Raw genomic sequence first — 15,232 nt, forward strand, 5'->3', positions numbered from 1 at the left:
ATTATGGAAAGATGGCAATCATCCTATTGAACCCCAGTTAGTGCGAGCTTGTAGCTCGTACTCATTACCCGAAAAAAGCTTCTTTTGAATGGGTAGCAAATGGCATTGGAATAGGCCAAAATAATGCAAGTATATCGGCTTTTAGCAGTGCCCTGTGGCTCACAGGACATTAATACTATCATCAAAAAAGAGAAGATTTTTATAGCAGCATACAACAAACCCGCAAGGTTTTTAAAACCTTGCGGGTTTAGAATAAAGTCGGAGATTTAAGTCTTATCCTATTTCACCTAAAAAATCAAAGCTTCCTTTGTAATACCCTTTTGAGGTTTTACCATTTTGCATCAAAAATTCATACTCAAACTCTATAGTTTTTGTATTGAAATCATATTCAATCAGGTTGATAGAGCCTGTATTTATATTTTCAGAAGCCGAACCGGGTTCTCCGTTAGGATCATAATCAAATATAAGCTTGGCTCCCTCAAAAATATTTTCATCTGTATCCGAATAAGCGTCCTTAATTTCAGTATAGTTTTTAGCTTCAGGATGTTCTGATTTGGATGAGAAAAAGATAGACATGAGTGATTCGCCAGGGGCTATATCAAACCCTGTAGTTGCCATAGACTTTTCTGCTAAATAGATGTTGGTAAAATGGTATCCACCATCTTCTCCGGAATCACCTACTGCAGCGGAAGTGAATGCCAATTCAGTTTCACCATAATAACTTACATTTTCTCTTTCTTCAACTGTATTTTCATCATCACCACAACTTTGCAATAGAAAAGCTGCAAACAATACCATTAAATAAACTGATAATTTCTTCATAAATAATTCTTTAAATTTTGATTGGCTGCAAAAGTAGGGGTTTTATCCCGGTTTAGGCCAAAAATAAGTAAATTAAATAGTACATTTGCCTCCATATCTACTTATAATCGAACAACTATCATGTGTCAACCAATGAGCAAATTCCTGACTGTATTAATTATTCTTAGCGTAAGCTTCTTAAAGCTGTCTTTTTCCCAGAATATTTCCGGTCTGGTTGATGAGGCACTTACTCATTCAAGGACTGGCAAATCCCTCAGTGCCATCCAATGGAATAATTATACTCAAGAAGAGCACAGACTTGCACTGGACCAACTCAAAAAAGCCACTGCGGATTCTGTAGTGGCTGTTCGCCAATCAGCCTATCGAATGCAAAATGACATTTACCAGTCCGCTACAAATGAGGATTTTAAATCGGATGTGGTTGATAGTTACAGCAAAGGATTGGATGATAAAGATGTGAGTGTTCAATTATTCGTTGCTGAAGGACTTATGTCCTTTCAAGCTCAGCATTTTAATGAGGCAGTAAGAACTTTCCTGGTACAGAAATTAAATCCTATCCCCGCTTATTATGAAGACTTAGTGATTACACTTGCCTCAATTGATGAAAGAAAAGCCATAGCACCTATTATCGATCATATCAGGTACCAGTTCTCCGATATGGAGCAAATGCAAAAGTGGCAGGCGCATATTGCTTTAAGCAGGATGGGGGAGAAGCCGGCTCTGGATTATATTGTCAAAAAAGCAAAAGCATTACCTGTGAATGAGGAAGTGGTTTATGAAATATACCCAACACTGGCTTTTACTAAAAAGAAAGCAGCAGTTAATGTACTTGTGGAGCAGGTTTTTAATGATGAGAAAAATTGCCCCTCACCAGATCCTAATACCAATAAGAATATCAGCTGTGCTTATAGAATATTGGAAATTATAGCACCTATTATCAAAGATTTCCCGCTTCCGTATGATTCCGCCTCAGGCGATTTAATGGTGGATGATTATGAAAAAGCCTTAAAAACAGCCAGGAAATGGCTGAAATCCAATAAGGATACTTATGAACTTATATAGGAATTATATTAGCTTACAGCTTACATTAGCTAATCATAAAACAATAATTTTTGACAAATAAACAGTTCTAATTGGGGGTAGCTTACATAGCTTACACCAGCATTCCAACAGAAATAGGCAACAAAAAAGCCATCACTTTTCAGCAATGGCTTTGTAAATTTTTTAAATATTAACAGCTTAACAATACTCCTCGAATACCTGAACAAGGTGTTCTCCGATCATTTGAGCTGAACGACCTTCAATATGATGTCTTTCTACAAAATGAACCAATTCACCATCTTTAAATAAAGCAATAGAAGGTGATGATGGTGGGTAAGGAGCAGTCATTTCTCTCACTTTGGCTACCGCATCCTGGTCAACCCCTGCAAAAACAGTAGCTAAATGATTAGGCTTTTTCTCACTTGTAGTCACAGCCCATTTTACACCCGGCCTGGCTGCACCTGCAGCACAACCACATACTGAATTAATCACTACTAATGAAGTACCTTTATGGTCCTTTAAATGATTAACAACTGCATCTGAAGTTTTTAATTCTTCAAATCCTACTTCTGTTAAATCGGCACGCATTGGTGCTACCATTTCTTCTGGATACATATATTCTCTCTTTAAATTATTAATTAAATAAATCATTTCCATTGGTAGGTAAAGTATACCAGGACATGACACTTATAATGTTTATTAACTTATTTTGTTTACTACTTTTTATTTTTTTATTACTGTCTACTGTCTACTGTCTACTGTCTACTGTCTACTGTCTACTGTCTACTGTCTACTGTCTACTGTCTACTGTCTACTGTCTACTGTCTACTGTCTACTGTCTACTGTCTACTGTCTACTGTCTACTGTCTATACATAAATCCCAGCTCCAATTTAGCTGCCTCGCTCATCATTTCCTGAGAGTAGGGAGGATCAAAAGTCAGTTCAACTTTCACATCGTTTACGCCTTCAATGGCTTTCACTTTCATTTCCACCTCGCCCGGTATTTCCTCAGCGGAAGGGCAGGAGGGAGAAGTCAAGGTCATGAGAACATACACATTGTTCACAGGGTATACGTTTACTTCGTAGATTAAGCCCAATTCGTAAATATCAACCGGAATCTCCGGATCGTAAACTGACTTAATAGCTTCCATTACCTTGTCCCGTAAATTGGTTACTGCTGTGCTGCTTTCTGGTTTCGTTTCTGACATATCGTAATGTGTTTAAGCTTCGTTTTCTAATTTCGTTTTAAAGGCAATCGCATACATCTTAAATTGTTTGATCATCGACATAAAGCCGTTTGATCTTTGCGTACCAATAAATCTGTTCATATTGATTTTATGGATGAAATATAAATCGGCTTCCAGAATATCATCCACTTTTTGCCCATTTAAAATACTCACCAATAAGCTCACCAACCCTTTGGTAATGGCAGTATTGCTGTCAGCCTGGAAGTATATTTTGCCGTCATCTTCTACTGCAGTCAGCCAAACTTTTGATTGGCAACCTTTCACAATATTCTCTTCCGTTTTTAATTCATCAGGCATCTCAGGCAATTTTTGTCCTAATTCCATGAGGTAACCAATCATCATCTCCATATCTCCATCCAGCATGGAAAATTTTTCTATGATATCATCTTGTATAATCCGGATGTTCTGATTGCTCATTTGTATTTAATTTATAAAAGCTGATTGAGAAACTTTACTGATTTCATTCAGTATTCAAAACAGCTTTACTTATTAAATTCAGCTAAATTTCGCTACAATATCTTTCAATGAATCGGCCAGGAAATCAATCTCTTCTTTCGTATTATAAACGGAAAATGAGGCGCGTATGGTTCCGTCAATTCCGTAGTGATCCATTAATGGCTGCGTACAATGATGACCTGTTCTTACCGCTATACCTTTCGCATCCAGCATCATTCCCACGTCATAAGGGTGTACATTGTCAATAGTGAAAGAAACCACACTTACTTTATTGGTAGCGGTACCATAAAAATGAATACCGGGCACTTCTGCCAGTCTTTTATGTGCATGAGCGGTAATGTCATTCTCATACTGTACAATATTTTCTTTACCTAATTGATTAATATATTCCACAGCCGATTTCAAGGCTACTATATCTGCAATGTTAGGAGTGCCCGCCTCAAACTTATAGGGAATATCATTGTAAGTGGTTTTTTCAAAGCTTACATCTTTGATCATTTCTCCACCTCCCTGATAAGGGTTCATTTTTTCTAAAATTTCCCGCTTCCCGTAAAGAATTCCGCTTCCTGTAGGACCGTACATTTTATGGCCTGAAGTAGCAAAAAAATCGCAATCTAAATCCTGTACATCTACCTTACAGTGTGAAGCAGCTTGTGCACCGTCAATCATCATTACTGCGCCAAATTTATGGGCCAGTTGACCTATTTCTTTTACAGGATTCACTGTTCCCAACGAATTAGAGGCAAATACAACTGATACTATTTTTGTATTTTTATTGATCAGGCTTTTAACATCATCCAAAGAGATTTCACCTTTTTCATCAACAGGAATTACTTTTAATTTGGCTCCTTTTTCCTCACATAGCATTTGCCATGGCACTATGTTGGAATGATGTTCCATTCCGCTGATCAATATTTCATCACTGGCCTTTATGAACTTTCGTCCGTAAGCAGTAGCCACTAAATTGATGCTGTCAGTAGTTCCTTTGGTGAAAATCACCTCTTCACTTTCCGCTGCATTAATGAATTTTTGAAAAGTCAGTCTGGTTTCTTCAAATGCAGTAGTTGCTTTTTCAGCAAGTGAATGTAAGCCTCTGTGAATATTGGCATTATAGCCCTCGTAGTATTTATTAATAGCATCAATGACTTGTTGCGGCTTTTGTGTTGTGGCCGCATTATCGAAGTAAACCAAAGGCTTCCCATTTACCTTTTGTTGGAGAATAGGGAAATCAGTTCTGATTTTTTTGATATCGAAATATGTGTCAGTTGTTGCTACAGTACTCATATTAGTTTGCTTTATAATCTTTCGATAATTTTACTTTCGATCAGTTTTTTAAGCGCTTCAATTTTAATAGGATTCACTACATCCGATGCAAAAGCATTCAATAGCATTGATTTGGCTGTTTTCTCATCCAATCCACGAGCTTTCAGATAGAATAACTGATCTTTGTCCAACTGACCTACTGTACATCCGTGAGAACATTTTACATCATCAGCCCAGATTTCCAATTGGGGTTTGGTATCCATTTCAGAGCCATCCGACATTAAAATGTTTCTGTTAGATTGAAATGCATTGGTTTTTTGTGCCGGTTGTCTTACGAAAATTTTACCATTGAAAACTCCTCTGGATTTACCATCCAGAACACCTTTATAGGTTTCATTGCTTTCACAGTTCGGTACCCTGTGATCCACCACTGTATGGTTGTCAACATGTGTAGAATAGTCAAGGAAATACAAGCCTATCATATTGGTTTCCGAATGCTCACTATGCACTGCTATGCTCAGGTTATTTCTTATCATAGCACCATTAAAACTAAAAGTACCGGAATTGAAAACAGATTTACCCAATTGGTGTACAAGCGTTGCACCTACATGAATAGCCTTTTCAGATTCATCCTGGTATTTATAATAGTTGAATATTGAATCATCTTCTACCACTATTTCAGTAACTGCATTGGTGAAGCTTGCATACTCTCCTATAGTTATATAAGACTCGACCATACTGGTCTGGCTGTTCTTTTCTGCAATAACCAAATTCCTTGGCTGACTAATTACATCTGCCTCTTTAGCATCTGTAAAATAATAACAGGCAATGGGCTTTTCGATTACAGCACTTTTACTGATTTTAATAAAGACACCACCATCAGTAAAAGCAGTATTTAAGTCAGAAAAGCTATCTGATCCTTCTATTTTGTGGGTATTAAAATGCCTGGCAAAATCATCCTGGAAATCATCCTGAGCTGTTTTGATTGGCTGTATTTGCAAGCCTTCAGGCAAATTCTCCAAATCAGATAATTCTTTATTAAGCATCCCATTAACAAATACCAGACGAACAGCATCCAGTTCAGGAATGAAATACTTTGCGGCTTCATCTGAGCTGAGCGCAAAATTGTTGTCTGAAAGAGCCTCTACGTTTAAATGTTTGGCAAATGCTTTGGCTATATTCGTATACTTATATTCTTCGTTTTTAGCAGCCGGCAAACCATTTTCCTTAAATGCAGTTATTGCAGCCTTTCTTAGCTGGTGCAAAGGTTTTTTGCTTTCACCATTCAGCTTGTTCTCGAAAGATTGAAACTGATCAATGAAAAAATGATCTACTTGCTCTTTAGTTAATTTACTCATATCATTTTTTGATTATGCTTATGCAACATCAGCTTCTTCTTTGATCCAGTCGTATCCTCTTTTCTCCAATTCCTTGGCCAGGTCTTTTCCACCGGATTTTACTATTTTTCCATCATACAAAACATGCACAAAATCAGGTACTATATAATCCAGCAAACGTTGGTAGTGCGTTACCACAATAGTGGCATTGTCAGGATTTTTTAAGGTGTTTACACCATTGGCAACAATACGCAAAGCGTCAATATCTAATCCTGAGTCGGTTTCATCTAATATTGCAAGTGTAGGCTCTAACATAGCCATTTGAAAGATCTCATTTCTTTTCTTTTCACCACCTGAAAACCCTTCGTTCAATGAGCGGCTCAATAGAGACTGGTCAATTTCCACCAGCTTCATTTTTTCTTTCATCAATTTAAGGAAAGAGACAGCATCCAATGGCTCCAGCCCTCTGTGCTCTCTTACTTTATTGATAGCAGTTTTCATAAAGTTAGTGGTAGTAACTCCGGGTATTTCTATAGGATATTGAAATGCCAGAAAGACACCTTCTTTGGCCCTAACATCTGCACCCATATCCAATAAATCCTTACTTTGGAAAACTACTTCTCCTGAATCTACTGTGTAATCTTCTCTACCTGCCAACACTGAGGCTAAAGTACTTTTCCCTGAACCATTTGGTCCCATGATAGCGTGTACCTCACCGGCTTTTACTTCCAGGTTAATACCTTTTAATATTTCTTTACCTTCAATTGAGGCATGCAAGTTCTTAATAGATAACATTTTTTGTATTTTACTTTCTTGTACTTTTATTAATAGTATTCATCGCTCTTGAAATTCTCTTTAACAGAGTGGTTCAGAACGGATGAGTTTATTATCCTACCGAACCTTCTAAGGTTAGGGCCAATAATTTTTGTGCTTCTACTGCAAATTCCATGGGTAATTTATTCAGTACCTCTTTGCAATATCCATTTACAATTAAAGCAACAGCACTTTCCTCATCTATTCCCCTTTGGGTACAATAGAAAATCTGGTCTTCACCAATTTTTGAAGTAGTTGCCTCATGCTCTATTTGCGAGGATTTATTTTTTACTTCTATATAAGGAAAAGTATGCGCACCGCATTTGTCGCCCATTAACAATGAATCACATTGGGAGAAGTTCCTTGAATTTTCAGCTCTTGGATGGATCTCTACCAGGCCTCTGTAGGAATTTTGGCTATAACCACCTGATACACCTTTTGATACAATTCTACTTTTTGTGTTTTTACCAATATGAATCATTTTGGTACCTGTATCAGCCTGCTGATAATTATTGGTTACTGCAACTGAATAGAATTCACCTTGAGAATAATCTCCCTTTAAAATACAGCTTGGGTATTTCCATGTTACGGCAGAACCTGTCTCTACCTGAGTCCAGGAAATCTTGGCATAATCACCTGCACATATCCCTCTTTTAGTAACGAAATTGTAAATACCACCTTTACCGTTTTTATCTCCCGGATACCAGTTCTGTACAGTTGAATACTTTACTTCAGCACTTTTGGCCGCATAAATTTCCACTACAGCAGCGTGCAATTGATTTTCATCTCTTTGCGGTGCAGTACAACCTTCTAAATAACTTACGTAGGAATCTTCTTCAGCCACAATCAAAGTTCTTTCAAACTGACCTGTATTGGCTGCATTAATTCTAAAATAAGTAGAAAGCTCTACCGGGCATCTTACTCCTTTGGGGATGTAACAGAATGATCCGTCAGAAAATACAGCAGAATTAAGTGCTGCATAAAAGTTGTCATTCGATGGCACTACAGAGCCAATATATTTTTTCACTAATTCAGGATAATCCTTTACGGCTTCGCTAAAAGAGCAAAAGATAATGCCTTGTTCCAATAACTGCTTTTTAAAGGTAGTTCCTACAGAAACGGAATCCATTACGGCATCTACCGCAACACCTGTTAATCTTTTTTGCTCGGTTAATGAAATACCCAATCTTTCAAAAGTTTTTAACAACTCAGGATCAACCTCATCAAGGCTCTCAGCTGTTTTCTTTTTCTTGGGTGCAGAGTAATAAATAATATCTTCGAACTGAGGCTTTGGATAATGTACATTGGCCCACTTAGGCTCAATCATTTTTCTCCAGTTTCTGTAAGCCTTTAATCTCCACTCAAGTAACCATGACGGCTCATCTTTTTTGGCAGAAATGAATCTCACGATATCTTCACTCAGGCCCGGAGGCGCTGAATCTGCTTCAAAATCTACCGACCAACCATGTTCGTACTCTTTTGAGGCGAATTGTTCTAATATTTGATCGTCTTTACTCATATATGAATTATTTAGACTAATTTCAATTAAGATACAAAGTTAACAATATTAGCTACTTTATGTTAAGCAAAATCCAATAATTTTTAATGATAATGATATCATCAAAAACTATGAAAGATTCCGGTTTGATGTCTTTTTGTGCAAATCTGGAAGTAGATAGAAAGAATCACTTAAAATGAACTTGCTCTACAGTTGCCAAATTGTACTTCCTTGCTCGCTAATCTTTCTTTAACCTACAATAACAAAAGTGTATTTGATAAGTTCATTTCGTTTTGATGCTTTCGTTCCTTATTGATCCTTGTTCTTTCAGGGTGAATGGAAGTATAAATTTCAGATGTTTGGACTTAATTGCATTTGGCAAAATCATCATTATGTAAATTCTATTTATGGATAAATAATATTTTTTCGTAATTTCAAACCGAAACGATTAATAGAAAAAATAAATATATGAGCGATTTTCCATGGTTTAAGCACTATCCTAAAGGAGTGCCAAGGGAGATAAACCCAGACCAGTATAAAAACCTACCTGAATTATTTGAGGAGATTTTCCAAAAGCATGCTGATGCAGAAGCCTATGAAAATATGGGTAAAATATTGACTTACGCAGAAGTTGATGTTTTAAGCAATCAATTTGCTGCTTATTTACAACATGAAGCAGGATTAAAAAAAGGGGATAGAATTGCTATTCAAATGCCTAATTGTCTGCAATATCCAATTGCAATGATTGGTGCCTTAAAGCTTGGGCTGGTAGTTGTGGGAACTAACCCGTTATATACTTCACGTGAAATGGCACATCAATTTAAAGATTCCGGGGCAAGTGCAATCGTTATTATGGCCAACTTTGCTTCCAATCTTGAGAAAATATTGGGGGAAACTGAGATTAAAACGGTAATCCACACCCAATTGGGGGATATGCTGGGAGGTTTGAAAGGTGGGATCGTCAATTTTGTAGTGAAAAGGATCAAGAAAATGGTGCCTTCTTACAATATTCCTTCAGCCATTACTTTTAAGGAAGTATTAAAAAAAGGGAAAGACCATCAATTTCAAAAGCCTGAAATTGCTTCTACGGATTTGGCATTTTTGCAGTATACAGGCGGTACTACCGGGGTGAGCAAAGGAGCTAAACTATCTCATCGCAATTTAGTGGCCCATACTATGCAAACGAAAGAGTGGTTTAAACCATTATTTAAAAAGGGACAACAGGAACAAATGATCACTGCCTTGCCTTTATATCATATTTTTGCCTTAGCGGTAAATGGTTTATTGATGTTTAGCATTGGCGCAAAAAGTATTTTAATTACCAATCCGCGAGATATGCCTGCTTTTATCAAAGAATTGAAAAAGCATCCTTTTACGCTAATGACAGGAGTGAATACACTTTTTAACGGCTTGTTAAATCAGCCTAATTTCAAGGAAGTGGATTTCACTCATTTAAAGGGATCGATAGGTGGCGGAATGGCTGTCCAACGTGCTGTTGCTGAAAGATGGAAAGCTGCTACAGGCGGACCGTTGGTGGAAGGCTACGGCTTGAGTGAAACTTCCCCTGTATTAAGTGTAAATCCATTGGATGGTACAGAAAGATTGGGTACTATTGGATTACCTACGCCAAGCACTGACATGAAAATCATGGATGAACAAGGTCAGGAATTACCTATTGGTGAAGCGGGCGAAATATGTGGAAAAGGCCCACAAGTAATGTCTGGTTACTGGAATTTAGATGAACTAAATGAAACTACTTTTTTCAATAACGAATGGTTTAGAACGGGAGATATAGGAGTGCAGGATGAAGATGGATTCTTTAAAATAGTAGATAGGAAAAAAGACATGATCAATGTATCCGGTTTCAATGTATATCCTAATGAAGTAGAGGATGTAATCGCTGGTATGGATAAAGTGTTGGAAGTTGCTGTTGTAGGCATACCCGATGATAAATCTTCTGAAGTAGTGAAAGCTTTTGTGGTTAAGAAAGATCCTTCCTTAACCGAAGAAGAAGTAATTGAATACTGTAAGGATAAGCTGACGGCCTATAAAAGACCAAAAGCTGTTTCTTTCGAAAAAGAGTTGCCCAAATCTAATGTGGGAAAAATTATCAGAAGACATCTGAGAGATAAAGAGGTTTAAAAGCCTCTTTTTTTTGCTTTATTAAAAATGGTAAACAACTTGTAGGTGGTACGCCTATGAACAAACTGAAATATTGAGGTTGCGCAATAATCATATTATAAAATTGTGAATTTATAAAAGTGTTTATTTTACCATTAGTTATTATTTAACCATTTACGTTAGGAAAATATAACTACTTCATATGTTGGAATTAAAATTAAGGTTGTGATTTCATAACAAAGCCATAATAGCTGTAATTACCTATTGTTAAAACCCCCTTTTATCTTTGAATAATAATTACTTGTTATGACATTCAAAGATATACCCATCCGTAAAAAATTCATTTTAGCTTTCTCTTCCTTGTTGCTACCTGCATTGTTGGGTGGCTTTTTGGTTTATAACTATTTTTATAAAGTACATTTATTTCAGGAACTAAAGAGCGAAATGGCTGAGGTGATGATGGAGCTTGATAAATCACAAAAGATTGAAAAGGAATTTCTTTTGTATGGATGGAAAGAAATAAGTTTTTTGGAGAACGGTTTAAGTGAAATGACACAGAGCTTCTCCGATAAAATTCAACTTGTTCAGAAAAAGTTAAATGCACAAGCTGCTAAATCTATAGTTGTTGAGAGCCAATTTGAAAATGAAATTCATTCTTTAAACAGCTCAGTTTCTGAATATGAGAGAACTTTCAATGAGCTAAGACTTATGTTGTTAAAAAGAGGTTTTAAGGACCATGGATTGGAGGGGGAAATGCGGAGTTATGCCCATGAACTCCAGCTATGTGTGTCTCCAGCCGAAAAAGTTTATGCTTTCAGTTTAAGAAGGCATGAAAAAGATTTTGCTTTACGAAAAGACCAGAACTATGTGAAGAAATTGCATGAGGCATCAAATGCTTTTATTAATTTTATTGAGTTGGCTTCCATAGAAGAATATCCCCATATGACCGAAAGCTATAAGGTTGAAACTATTGAATCAATAGAAGCATATAAAAATCATTTTGATAGAATTGTACAGGCTGAAATAGTAATAGGACTTAACCAGCATGAAGGTTTGTTGAGTGATCTGGAGAATAAGCTCGCCAGCACCCTGCCTAAATTAAATAGTCTGTATGAAAAAATCAATTTAAAAAATGAACAACTTCAGCGAAGTGCTGCAATAGTCACTTTTGTGACTATATTATTGTTATTAATGAGTGTGGTAGGTTTGGTGTATTTGCTTAGAAAAACTGTGTCCAAGCCAATCATTCATTTGGACAATATTGTTAAGAAAGTATTGTCGGGAGATGCTATGGCTGGGAGTTATCTTGACATGGAATCTAAAGACGAGATCGGAAGCCTGAGCCGAAATTTTCAATTGATGCTGAGTAACTTAAACTCTAACCTGAAACAAATAAAGGAGAAAAATAGCGTTCTTGAGAACAAAGCGATTCAAGATGCCAGCCTGAACTGGAGTATAAAAGGATTAAGCAAATTTTCTGATTTAATGAAGGCACAGAATAATGATATCAAAAGCTTTTCATTTTTAATGATAGTGGAAATAGTGAAATATATATCTGCTAATCAAGGTGCATTTTTCGTTATTTCCGAGGACGAAGAAGCTTTGGAATTGCAAGGTTGCTATGCCTATGAAAGAAGAAAATCTACCAATAAACGTATAGGTAAAGGGGAAGGGCTGGTTGGTCAGGCATGGTTGGATGCTGATCACATCTACTTAACAGAGATTCCTGATTCTTACATAAATATCAGGTCAGGATTAGGAGGAAGCAGCCCGAGAAGTATTTTGGTAATGCCGGTGAAATATAATGAAAAGGTCATTGGGATGTTTGAAGTAGCCTCATTTAAACTTTTTAGCGAAAATGAAATATCTTTTCTTTCTGAGTTGTCTGAAAGAATAGGGGCAACACTTAATGCCTTGAAAATGCAGATTCACACGCGTAACCTTCTGAAAAACAGCAGGCAGCTGACTGAACAATTACAGTCTCAGGAAGAGCAAATGAGACGTAAGATGGACAAATTGTTGGAAAGCCAGGAGGAAGTGAGTAGGGCAAATAAAGAGTTGAACGATAGTTTATATGAGGTAAGAAAGGATTTCTTTTTGCTCAATCAAATTCTTGCTAAGGTTTATGATGGAATAATTATCATAAATCAGCACTACGAGATTGTTACTGTTAATGAATATGTAAAAGAAACTCTTCATTACCAGGACAAAGACCTGTACGGAAATTCTCCGGAGTTGATTATAAAGAAATCAGTAAATAAGGTACTGAAGGGATTAGAGGATAACCCTGAATTTCTTGAGGCAGGATTATCGGAAAGAAAAAGTTGCAAAATAATGGACAGATACGGAAAAATAGATGATGCCTACTTTGTTGTATCACAAATTACTTGTAAAAATGAAGTTTATTATTCTATTATGTTTAATAAGCAGCTCAATAAAAATAATGTGCTAAAAAGTGTATAAAAGAAAATCAGCTTTTTCTCTCCTCTACCAATTTGATAGAAGCTGAGTTTATACAGTATCTTAAGCCTGTAGGTTCCGGCCCGTCAGGAAAAACATGTCCTAAATGGGCATCGCAAACATTGCACATTGCTTCCACTCGCACCATACCGAAACTGGAATCTTTTTCATGCTTAATAACATTGTCGGCATAGGGTTCAGTGAAACTTGGCCAGCCTGACCCTGATTTGAACTGTAGTTTTGAATCAAATAAAATAGTACCACAACAAATGCAGGCATATTTTCCCGGAGTGTGTGCTTCGCAATATTCACCGGTGTAAGCTCTTTCAGTTCCTTTTTTTCTGGCAATCTGATATTGTTCCGGACTTAATTCTTGTTTCCACTCTGCATCAGTTTTTTCTACTCGCTTAGGGGGTTGGGGGCTTCCGTTATTAGCCCATTTTATCACATCATTCCAGTTGGTCATTTTTCTTGGTTTTTAATAATAACAGATATACGGGCAATTGGTTCTGATGGGTTTGTAAAGTAGGGGCAAAAAAAAAGCTTCCCTAAAAGAGAAGCTTCATTCATTAAATGATCTAAAATGTATTATTTATCAATTAAGCTAATTTCACATTCACTGCATTTAAACCTTTTTTGCCATCTTGTAATTCGTAAACTACATCGTCATTTTCTCTGATGTCGTCAATAAGACCTGATACGTGTACGAAATACTCTTTTTGTGTTGCTTCATCAACGATAAATCCAAAACCTTTTGAATCGTTGAAGAATTTTACTGTTCCTTTATTCATTATTATATTTTTAATATTTCTCCAAAGGTAAGTCTTTTATTGTATCCGCACAATAAACCTATAATTATTTTGCATTTAATTAAAGTTTTTTTTAAAACTGTGACAACATGCAATTTGGGTTTGCTTCAGTGACAAAAAAAAACAGTTATTTTTTTTACCTTTTGAGTGGTTTTTTCATAGAATGGAGCAATTTTGTGCGACCAATAGCAAAAAAAATGATTAAATATTATTTCACTTCTTTTTTACCTGTCACTTTATTATTGCTCCAAAGTTGTATTCCCGATACAAAAGTCGCTGATAATTCAGATATAAAAGTTGAATTTATTGATCAATATATAATTCCTTTTGAATATGAAATTGATCAAACATGGGTAGGAGGACTATCCTCTATTGAATCATCACCAAATGGGAAATGGTATATTATTTCTGATGACAGGTCAGAATATTCCCCGGCCCGATTTTATGAAGCCGAGATTGAGTATGACTTGAATGGAATTGATACAGTACTTTTCACTAAAACAGTTTTTTTGAAGGATAGGAATGGTGAATCCTATACGTTCAATACATTGGATCCTGAAGCTATTCGTTTTAATCCTCGGTCAGCAACACTTTTTTACAGTAGCGAGGGTGGAAGAATGGATGGAACTACATCACCTTTTGTTAGAGAGATGGATACTTTGGGTAATTTTCTGAAAGAATATAATGTTCCCAAAAGATTTGATTTTTATAATGAGAGCAGGGGGCTCAGGGACAATGGGGCTTTTGAAAGCCTGGCTTTTGAAAATGATAGTATACTTTGGTTTGTAAATGAACTTCCATTGATTGAAGATGGGGAAGTTCCTCAATTTTGGCAAACAGTTTCTCCGGTTCGTTTATCTAAATTTGATATTAAGAATAACCAGCCATTAGCACAATATGCATACATGATTGAAGCTGTGCAAGCGAAACCTATTCCTGAAGATGGCTTTAATATTAATTCCGTAGTAGAATTACTGGTATTGGATACAAATAAATTATTGGTGATGGAACGGTCATACATAAAGGGGGTAGGTAACTTTGTAAAAATCTTTAATGTGAGTTTGGAAGAAGCTACAGATGTTTCTGCTATTGATTCGCTAATGGATGGGAATTATGTAGCTGTGGAAAAAGAGACCCTGATAGACTTCTCTGATTATGGAAAGAGAATAGATAACATTGAGGGTATGGGATTTGGGAAGGATTTTCCTGATGGTCGCAAGAGCTTAATTTGTGTTTCTGATAACAACTTCAATGAAGGCCAACAAACACAGTTGTGGTTATTTGCCATTGAAGGATTATAATGTTTTAAAGCAATATATTTCCTTTTTGTGTTGTAATCATTTAGGTTTTATTTTCACCTGTATG

General features: G+C 36.3%; 14 protein-coding genes. 4 read left to right on the forward strand and 10 right to left on the reverse strand.

What is annotated here, in order from left to right; translation table 11 throughout:
* Window positions 1-273: 273 nt before the first annotated feature.
* Complete coding sequence (locus JKA74_RS06990) at window positions 274-822, reverse strand: hypothetical protein (RefSeq protein ID WP_201430444.1); 549 nt, start codon at window positions 820-822, stop codon at window positions 274-276.
* Between the two features lie 132 nt (window positions 823-954).
* Between JKA74_RS06990 and JKA74_RS06995 the strand changes: the two genes are divergently transcribed.
* Entirely contained in the window at window positions 955-1,884 is a 930-nt protein-coding gene (locus JKA74_RS06995; RefSeq protein ID WP_201430445.1) for a hypothetical protein, read from the forward strand.
* 177 nt (window positions 1,885-2,061) lie between these two features.
* Here JKA74_RS06995 and JKA74_RS07000 read toward each other — a convergent pair whose 3' ends face one another.
* The 7 genes from JKA74_RS07000 to sufB all read right to left on the reverse strand — a co-directional run bounded on the left by JKA74_RS07000 (window position 2,062) and on the right by sufB (window position 8,498).
* The gene (locus JKA74_RS07000; RefSeq protein WP_201430446.1) at window positions 2,062-2,478 is read right to left on the reverse strand and encodes a BrxA/BrxB family bacilliredoxin; all 417 of its coding nucleotides are present in this window, start codon (window positions 2,476-2,478) and stop codon (window positions 2,062-2,064) included.
* 245 nt (window positions 2,479-2,723) lie between these two features.
* Complete coding sequence (locus JKA74_RS07005; protein WP_201430447.1) at window positions 2,724-3,071, reverse strand: SUF system Fe-S cluster assembly protein; 348 nt, start codon at window positions 3,069-3,071, stop codon at window positions 2,724-2,726.
* 12 nt (window positions 3,072-3,083) lie between these two features.
* The gene (locus tag JKA74_RS07010) at window positions 3,084-3,527 is read right to left on the reverse strand and encodes a SufE family protein (protein ID WP_201430448.1); all 444 of its coding nucleotides are present in this window, start codon (window positions 3,525-3,527) and stop codon (window positions 3,084-3,086) included.
* A gap of 78 nt (window positions 3,528-3,605) precedes the next feature.
* Window positions 3,606-4,850 carry an aminotransferase class V-fold PLP-dependent enzyme gene (locus JKA74_RS07015; RefSeq protein ID WP_201430449.1) on the reverse strand — a complete coding sequence of 415 codons (1,245 nt, stop codon included), beginning with the start codon at window positions 4,848-4,850 and terminating at the stop codon, window positions 3,606-3,608.
* An 11-nt stretch (window positions 4,851-4,861) separates the two neighbouring features.
* Window positions 4,862-6,187, reverse strand: a complete 1,326-nt coding sequence (gene sufD, locus JKA74_RS07020) for a Fe-S cluster assembly protein SufD (RefSeq protein WP_201430450.1) — start codon at window positions 6,185-6,187, stop codon at window positions 4,862-4,864.
* A gap of 18 nt (window positions 6,188-6,205) precedes the next feature.
* A complete protein-coding gene (gene sufC, locus JKA74_RS07025) occupies window positions 6,206-6,961 on the reverse strand; it encodes a Fe-S cluster assembly ATPase SufC (protein ID WP_201430451.1) in 756 nt (251 codons plus the stop codon).
* Between the two features lie 91 nt (window positions 6,962-7,052).
* The gene (gene sufB, locus JKA74_RS07030) at window positions 7,053-8,498 is read right to left on the reverse strand and encodes a Fe-S cluster assembly protein SufB (protein ID WP_201430452.1); all 1,446 of its coding nucleotides are present in this window, start codon (window positions 8,496-8,498) and stop codon (window positions 7,053-7,055) included.
* A gap of 447 nt (window positions 8,499-8,945) precedes the next feature.
* Here sufB and JKA74_RS07035 point away from each other — a divergent pair, with 447 nt between their 5' ends.
* Together JKA74_RS07035 and JKA74_RS07040 are read left to right on the forward strand one after the other, a co-directional pair.
* Entirely contained in the window at window positions 8,946-10,619 is a 1,674-nt protein-coding gene (locus JKA74_RS07035) for an AMP-binding protein (RefSeq protein WP_201430453.1), read from the forward strand.
* A gap of 285 nt (window positions 10,620-10,904) precedes the next feature.
* On the forward strand, window positions 10,905-13,061 hold the full coding sequence (locus tag JKA74_RS07040; RefSeq protein ID WP_201430454.1) for a GAF domain-containing protein: 2,157 nt from the start codon (window positions 10,905-10,907) through the stop codon (window positions 13,059-13,061).
* A gap of 7 nt (window positions 13,062-13,068) precedes the next feature.
* On the opposite strand, the gene msrB is transcribed toward JKA74_RS07040, so the two are convergent.
* Both msrB and JKA74_RS07050 read right to left on the reverse strand, forming a co-directional pair.
* Window positions 13,069-13,524 (reverse strand): peptide-methionine (R)-S-oxide reductase MsrB, encoded by a 456-nt coding sequence (msrB, locus tag JKA74_RS07045; protein ID WP_201430455.1) that lies wholly within the window; start codon window positions 13,522-13,524, stop codon window positions 13,069-13,071.
* Between the two features lie 133 nt (window positions 13,525-13,657).
* Window positions 13,658-13,849 (reverse strand): cold-shock protein, encoded by a 192-nt coding sequence (locus JKA74_RS07050; RefSeq protein ID WP_188459854.1) that lies wholly within the window; start codon window positions 13,847-13,849, stop codon window positions 13,658-13,660.
* A 215-nt stretch (window positions 13,850-14,064) separates the two neighbouring features.
* On the opposite strand from JKA74_RS07050, the gene JKA74_RS07055 reads away from it, so the two are divergent.
* A complete protein-coding gene (locus JKA74_RS07055) occupies window positions 14,065-15,168 on the forward strand; it encodes an esterase-like activity of phytase family protein (protein WP_201430456.1) in 1,104 nt (367 codons plus the stop codon).
* The last annotated feature ends 64 nt before the right edge of the window (window positions 15,169-15,232 follow it).

Origin of the sequence: Marivirga aurantiaca (assembly GCF_016679925.1) — a bacterium.
Lineage (GTDB): Bacteria > Bacteroidota > Bacteroidia > Cytophagales > Cyclobacteriaceae > Marivirga > Marivirga aurantiaca.

Bases quoted from the DNA above. Each gene is read 5' to 3' on its own strand.
- JKA74_RS06990 (WP_201430444.1), bottom strand. From the start codon at position 822: ATGAAGAAATTATCAGTTTATTTAATGGTATTGTTTGCAGCTTTTCTA.
- JKA74_RS06995 (WP_201430445.1), top strand. From the start codon at position 955: ATGAGCAAATTCCTGACTGTATTAATTATTCTTAGCGTAAGCTTCTTA.
- JKA74_RS07000 (WP_201430446.1), bottom strand. From the start codon at position 2,478: ATGTATCCAGAAGAAATGGTAGCACCAATGCGTGCCGATTTAACAGAA.
- JKA74_RS07005 (WP_201430447.1), bottom strand. From the start codon at position 3,071: ATGTCAGAAACGAAACCAGAAAGCAGCACAGCAGTAACCAATTTACGG.
- JKA74_RS07010 (WP_201430448.1), bottom strand. From the start codon at position 3,527: ATGAGCAATCAGAACATCCGGATTATACAAGATGATATCATAGAAAAA.
- JKA74_RS07015 (WP_201430449.1), bottom strand. From the start codon at position 4,850: ATGAGTACTGTAGCAACAACTGACACATATTTCGATATCAAAAAAATC.
- sufD (WP_201430450.1), bottom strand. From the start codon at position 6,187: ATGAGTAAATTAACTAAAGAGCAAGTAGATCATTTTTTCATTGATCAG.
- sufC (WP_201430451.1), bottom strand. From the start codon at position 6,961: ATGTTATCTATTAAGAACTTGCATGCCTCAATTGAAGGTAAAGAAATA.
- sufB (WP_201430452.1), bottom strand. From the start codon at position 8,498: ATGAGTAAAGACGATCAAATATTAGAACAATTCGCCTCAAAAGAGTAC.
- JKA74_RS07035 (WP_201430453.1), top strand. From the start codon at position 8,946: ATGAGCGATTTTCCATGGTTTAAGCACTATCCTAAAGGAGTGCCAAGG.
- JKA74_RS07040 (WP_201430454.1), top strand. From the start codon at position 10,905: ATGACATTCAAAGATATACCCATCCGTAAAAAATTCATTTTAGCTTTC.
- msrB (WP_201430455.1), bottom strand. From the start codon at position 13,524: ATGACCAACTGGAATGATGTGATAAAATGGGCTAATAACGGAAGCCCC.
- JKA74_RS07050 (WP_188459854.1), bottom strand. From the start codon at position 13,849: ATGAATAAAGGAACAGTAAAATTCTTCAACGATTCAAAAGGTTTTGGA.
- JKA74_RS07055 (WP_201430456.1), top strand. From the start codon at position 14,065: ATGATTAAATATTATTTCACTTCTTTTTTACCTGTCACTTTATTATTG.